The following is a 6266-nucleotide window of genomic DNA, read 5'->3' on the forward strand; positions in this document are numbered from 1 at the left end:
CCGGGTTCACATACCGGACTGATGTGATCGCGTCCCGCAGGAACGTCGGGACCGGTCACTCCACGCTCGTTCCTTTACCTACAAGGGATGCCGATGACCCTCGACCCCCAGCGCGCCCCACTGTCGGGCGCGAGACGCGTGGTCCGCATAGCCGTGGCCGCCGGCCTGGTGGCCGCGCTCTCCGCGGCCGGACCGATACCCATGGCCCTCGCCGCGGACCACGCACCCGCCGCCACGCCCGACCCGGGCACCAAGTCCGCGAGCGCCAAGCTCGGTTCGGACGACGCGGCCCTCCTCGCCGAGGCCAAGACCGACGGCACCAAGAACGTCACGATGATGGTCGCCACCGCGCCCGGCCAGACCGAGCAGGTCGCCCGGCAGCTGGACGCCGTCCAGGGCGGTCTCGTCGGCCGGACCTTCGACAAGGTCGGCTACGTCCGGGCCACCGTCCCGACCACGAAGGCGGACGCGGCCATCGCCGCCGCCGCCAAGCTCTCCTCGGTGCACGGCATCGACCTGCGCCAGGACATCGCGCTGGACGACCCGACCCCGGGCGCGGACACCGCCAAGGGCGCCGGCAGGGCCCACGGCACGGTCACCCGCTCCGCCCCGAACAAGAACACCCCCGCCGAGAACCCGTACAACCCGTCCTTCGAGACGGGCGCCGTCGACTTCGTGAAGAAGAACCCGAAGGCGGACGGCCGCGGTGTCACCATCGGCATCCTCGACTCGGGCGTGGACCTGGGCCACCCCGCGCTGCAGAAGACCACCACCGGCGAGCGCAAGATCGTCGACTGGGTCACGTCCACCGACCCGGTCAACGACGGCGACGGCAGCTGGCGGCGGATGACCAGCGCGGTCGCGGGCCCGTCCTTCCCCATCACGACGGCCAGCCAGGGCACCGAGACCTTCAAGGCCCCCGCCGGCGCCTACAAGTTCAACTACATGTACGAGTCGGCCACCGCGGGCGGCGACGAAGCGGGAGACCTGAACCGCGACGGCGACACCACCGACGCCTGGGGCGTGCTCTACGACCCGGCCTCCGGGACCGTGCGGGTCGACGCGAACGACAACCTCGACTTCACCGACGACGCGCCGATGAAGCCGTACAAGGACGGTTTCCAGGTCGGCTACTTCGGCAAGGACAACCCGGCGACCGACGTCGTCGAGCGCATCCCGTTCGTCGTCGAGATCCGCAAGGACGTGGTCTACGACGCGGCCGGCTCCAAGGCCGACTACGTCAACATCGGCGTCATCTCCAGCGAGCACGGCACGCACGTCGCGGGCATCACCTCCGCGAACGGCCTGTTCGGCGGCAGGATGAACGGCGCCGCCCCCGGCGCGAAGATCGTCTCGTCCCGTGCCTGCGTCTTCGGCCCCGGCTGCACCAACATCGCGCTCACCGAGGGCATGATCGACCTCGTCGTCAACCGCGGCGTCGACATCGTCAACATGTCCATCGGCGGCCTGCCCGCGCTGAACGACGGCAACAACGCGCGCTCCGAGCTCTACACGCGTCTCATCGACACCTACGGCGTCCAGCTGGTGATCTCCGCGGGCAACTCCGGCCCCGGTGCCAACACCATCGGTGACCCCGGCCTCGCCGACAAGGTCATCTCGGTCGGCGCGTCCATCTCCAAGGAGACCTGGGCCGCCAACTACGGCTCGGTCGTGGAGAAGAAGTACGCGATGATGCCGTTCTCCTCGCGCGGTCCGCGTGAGGACGGCGGCTTCACGCCGACGCTGACGGCGCCCGGCGCCTCGATCAACACCACCCAGACCTGGCTGCCGGGCTCCCCGGTCGCCGAGTCGGGCTACACCCTGCCGGCCGGCTACTCGATGCTCCAGGGCACCTCGATGGCGTCCCCGCAGGCCGCGGGCGCGTCCGCGCTGCTGCTGAGCGCCGCCAAGCAGAGGGGCATCGCCCTGACGCCCGCCGACCTGCGCACCGCCCTCACCTCGACCGCCGACCACATCAGGGGTGTGCAGGCGTACGAGGAGGGCGCGGGCCTCATCGACATCGTGGACGCGTGGAAGGCCATCAGGGACGACGCGACCGCCCACGAGTACACGGTCAAGGCCCCCGTCGACACCGCGATCGACTACGCGCTGAAGACCCCCGGATTCGGCACCGGCCTGTACGACCGCGAGGGCGGTCTCAAGGCCGGCGTGAAGAAGACCTACGAGATCACCGTCACCCGTACCTCCGGTCCGGACCGGGCGATCCGCCACGAACTGCACTTCGAGAACAACGCCGGTGACACCTTCAGGATCGTCGGCTCCGACGAGGTGCGGCTCGAACTGAACAAGCCGGTCACCGTCAAGGTCTCCGCGAAGGCCTCCTCGGCCGGCATCAAGAGCGCGATCCTCGAACTCGACGACCCGCGGACCGAGGGCGTCGACCGGCAGATCCTGACCACGGTCGTGGTCTCGACGCCGCTCAAGTACGCGTTCTCCGACTCGGGTTCGGTGCAGCGCGACAGCACGCGGTCGTACTTCCTGACCGTGCCTGAGGGCGCCAGGAGCCTCGAGGTCGCCATCGGCGGACTGAAGGGCCTGAGCCAGACCCGGTTCATCTCCATCCACCCGTACGGTGTCCCGGTCGAGGACACCGGCACGCCGTACTGCTACAGCAACTACCCGAACACCAACGGCTGCAAGCCCGACGTGCGTGCGTACGCGGACCCGCAGCCCGGTGTCTGGGAGGTCGAGGTCGAGGCGCGCCGCACGTCGCCGCTGCTCGACAACCCGTACAAGCTGGAGGCCACCGTGCTCGGTGTGGCCTTCGACCCGGAGACCGTGACCGTGCCCGAGGCCAAGGTGGGCACCCCCGTCACCGCCTCCTGGAAGGTGACGAACCAGTTCGCCGCGATCGACGGCAAGCTGCGGGGCGGCCCGCTCGGCTCCTCGAAGACGGACCGGCCGACCATCGCCCAGAACGCCACCCAGACCACCACGGTCGACGTGCCCGCGGGCGCCGCCTCGCTGGACGTCGCCATCGGCAACGTCTCCGACACCGCCGCCGACCTCGACCTGACGGTGTACGACTCCACCGGCAAGCAGGTCGCCCAGTCCGCGGACGGCGACTCGGAGGAGGCGGTCTCCATCCCCAGCCCGGCCGCCGGCACGTACACCATCGAGGTCGCGGGCTACTCGGTCCCGTCGGGCTCGACCGCGTACGACTACCGTGACGTCTTCTTCTCGTCCGCGCTCGGCACGGTCGGCGTCGACGCGTCCGCGCCGGTGAAGCTCGCCACGGGCGGCACGGCGACGGTGTCCGGCACGGTCACCGCCCTGGCACCGGCCCCCGAGGGCCGCGAGTTCTTCGGCCAGGTACAGCTGGTGAACGCCCGTGGCACCGCCGCGGGCCTCGCCAACGTGAAGATCGAGAAGGTCACGCCGTAACGCGTGAGCACCCGAGGGGGCGGGCGTCCGGAGTTCCGGGCGCCCGCCCCTTTCCCGTGCGCGGGCGGGGCCCCGCGGGCGAGGCCGTCATTCGCAGGCGAGGCCACGGGAGGCGGGCAGCGCCTTGAGGATCCACTCCCGGTCGCGGGCGATGTCCTTCTCCCCCGTCGTCCACCGGTCGGGGGTCACCGCACCCCGCCGGATGCCGACCAGCACGTGCTCACCCCGCCGCGGGGCCGCCTCCTCCCGGTCCACCAGGAAGGTGACCCGCCGCTTCGCCTGCGCCGGCTTGTAGAACCGGGTCACGTCGAGCGTGATCCGGTCCCGCCCGGTGCCCGGGACAGGCTCGATCGCGGCGATCTCGCCCTCGGCCAGCAGCCGGGAGCAGGCGAGGTAGCCGGGGGCGCTGAGCGAGGCCGAGCCGCTCGCGCCGTCCGCCGACTTCGCCCCGTCGGCCGCCGCCGACGACTTCGAGTCCGCGCCCCCGGCGCCCTGCGCGATCAGCCAGCCCATGCCGACGACCATCGAGGCGACGACGGCCGCGGCGAGAGTGCCCAGGGCGACCGCTAGGGGCCGGCGGCCCCGCTTCCTCGGCGCCCCCGCCGGACGGCGCGGACGCTGCCTGGGAACCCGTACGGGCCTCGTCTCCTCCCCCGCCTCCGCCAGCGCGCCCCCGATGGCCGCCAGCTGCTCGCGCAGCAGCGTCAGGTCCGCGACCGCCGACCGGTGCTCCGCCACCGCGTCCGGGTCGTCATGGGCCCCGTCGGGCAGCGGTTCACCCGTGATCGCGGCCCACAGCGCGTCCGCTGCCGCACTGTCCTCGTGCTCGGCGTACCCGGCCACGTCACACCACCTCGTCCTCGTGCAGGCGGGCGCGCAGGGCACGGACCGCCGAGTGCAGCCTGCTCTTGACCGTGCCCTCCGGGATGCCGAGCTCCTCGGCTATCCCGCGCACGGAGAGATCGGCGTAGAAACGCAGCACGAGGACCTGCCGCTGCGCGTCGGGCAGGTCGTCCAGCCCCTGCGCCACGGCCAGCGAGAGCACGCTGGAGTCCTCGCCCGAGGGGTGCTCCAGCTGCCGGAGCCCCGCCAGCCGCTCCCCGAGCCGCTGCTGGCGGTGCTTGGCCCGGTGCCAGTCCATCGCCAGGTTCGAGGCGACGACCGCCGCCCACGCGGACACGTCACGCGGTGCCTCGTCCCCCTTCGCGGCGCGCTCCAGCAACCGCAGGCGGACCTGCTGCACCCCGTCCGGCAGGTCCGCCTGCGGTACCCCGCCGAGCGCGAGCACCGCCCGCACCCGGCGTTCCTGCGCCGCGTCCAGCGGGTCGTCCACCCCCTGGGCACTGCGTGTCCTTCTGCGCAGCACAGCTGCCCTCCCCTCCCGCGTTTCCCCTACGACGCCGGTGCGGGCCGAAACGTTCGGCCGCGGGCCGGCGAGCCGCACCGAGTCGTACGTCACACCGGCCCGGGACCGGAGGGACGCGAGCACCGTACGGCTTGCGGTTGCCGGGGTCCGCCGGCCGGTTTTCTTCCGGCGGCCGCGTGCGGGCCGCGTCCCACTCCTCGAACGGCGCGGGCAAAGGATTGGACACAACGGCACGGGTCAGACGCATGATGGAAGCGCTGGACCACGTAGAACGCACGCAAAGGGAGTCGCCGTGAGGGTCGGAATCGTCGGAGCCACCGGTCAGGTCGGCACGGTCATGCGCAGGATCCTGGTCGAGCGGGACTTCCCGGTCACGGAGCTGCGCCTGTTCGCCTCGGCCCGCTCGGCCGGCACGGTGCTGGACGGCGTGACGGTGGAGGACGCGACGACGGCCGACTACTCCGGTCTGGACATCGTCCTCTTCTCGGCGGGCGGCTCGACCTCCAGGGCACTGGCCGAGAAGGTCGCCGCGCAGGGCGCCGTCGTGATCGACAACTCCTCCGCCTGGCGCAAGGACCCGGACGTACCCCTGGTGGTCTCCGAGGTGAACCCGCACGCGATCGCCGACCGCCCCAAGGGCATCATCGCGAACCCGAACTGCACGACGATGGCCGCGATGCCCGTCCTGCGGCCGCTGCACGACGAGGCGGGTCTCGAGGCGCTCGTCGTCGCCACCTACCAGGCCGTCTCCGGATCCGGTCTCGCGGGCGTGGCCGAGCTGCACGGCCAGGCGCTGAAGGTCGTCGCGGACGCCGACCGGCTGACCCACGACGGCGGGGCGGTCGACTTCCCCGAGCCGCAGGTCTACAAGCGGCCCATCGCCTTCAACGTGCTCCCGCTCGCCGGCTCGATCGTCGACGACGGTCTCCACGAGACGGACGAGGAGCAGAAGCTCCGCCACGAGTCCCGCAAGATCCTGGAGATCGCGGACCTCAAGGTCTCCGGCACCTGTGTCCGGGTCCCGGTCTTCTCCGGCCACTCGCTGCAGGTGAACGCCCGCTTCGAGCGCCCGATCACGGTGGAGCGCGCCACCGAGCTGCTGGCCGGCGCCCCGGGTGTCACCCTCTCCGAGATCCCGACCCCGCTGGAGGCCGCGGGCCAGGACGCGTCGTACGTCGGCCGCATCCGCGCCGACGAGACGGTCGAGCACGGTCTCGCCCTGTTCATCTCGAACGACAACCTCCGCAAGGGCGCCGCCCTGAACGCGGTGCAGATCGCGGAGCTGGTGGCGGCCGACCTCAAGGCCTGACCCCCACCGCGCACGCCCCCGGGGCGGTCACCATGTGGTGACCGCCCCTTCGCACACCCCGACCGCGCCTGCCCGCGGTGGTGCGCCGCCCCACCGGCGGCGCGCGCCCGGCACGCCCGGCGCACCAAGTATATTGATCAACCGTACGAGCCCGCCCCTGAGTGTAACCGGTACCCCGCCGGAGAG

4 protein-coding genes are annotated in these 6266 nt (G+C 72.0%); 2 read left to right on the top strand and 2 right to left on the bottom strand.

The window, feature by feature from the left end; all coding sequences use genetic code 11:
- Nucleotides 1-93: 93 nt before the first annotated feature.
- Complete coding sequence (locus tag ACFV2J_RS12960; protein ID WP_385091279.1) at nt 94-3405, top strand: S8 family serine peptidase; 3312 nt, start codon at nt 94-96, stop codon at nt 3403-3405.
- A gap of 87 nt (nt 3406-3492) precedes the next feature.
- On the opposite strand, the gene ACFV2J_RS12965 is transcribed toward ACFV2J_RS12960, so the two are convergent.
- On the bottom strand, nt 3493-4248 hold the full coding sequence (locus tag ACFV2J_RS12965; protein WP_385438518.1) for a hypothetical protein: 756 nt from the start codon (nt 4246-4248) through the stop codon (nt 3493-3495).
- 1 nt (nt 4249) lies between these two features.
- Entirely contained in the window at nt 4250-4771 is a 522-nt protein-coding gene (locus ACFV2J_RS12970) for an RNA polymerase sigma factor (protein ID WP_385091284.1), read from the bottom strand.
- A gap of 292 nt (nt 4772-5063) precedes the next feature.
- Here ACFV2J_RS12970 and ACFV2J_RS12975 point away from each other — a divergent pair, with 292 nt between their 5' ends.
- Complete coding sequence (locus ACFV2J_RS12975; RefSeq protein WP_385091287.1) at nt 5064-6080, top strand: aspartate-semialdehyde dehydrogenase; 1017 nt, start codon at nt 5064-5066, stop codon at nt 6078-6080.
- Nucleotides 6081-6266 lie beyond the last annotated feature (186 nt).

The organism is Streptomyces sp. NPDC059668 (assembly GCF_042734135.1).
Classification (GTDB): Bacteria; Actinomycetota; Actinomycetes; order Streptomycetales; family Streptomycetaceae; genus Streptomyces.

Excerpts from the sequence above, each read along its gene's own strand:
- ACFV2J_RS12960 (WP_385091279.1), top strand. The coding sequence starts at position 94 with ATGACCCTCGACCCCCAGCGCGCCCCACTGTCGGGCGCGAGACGCGTG.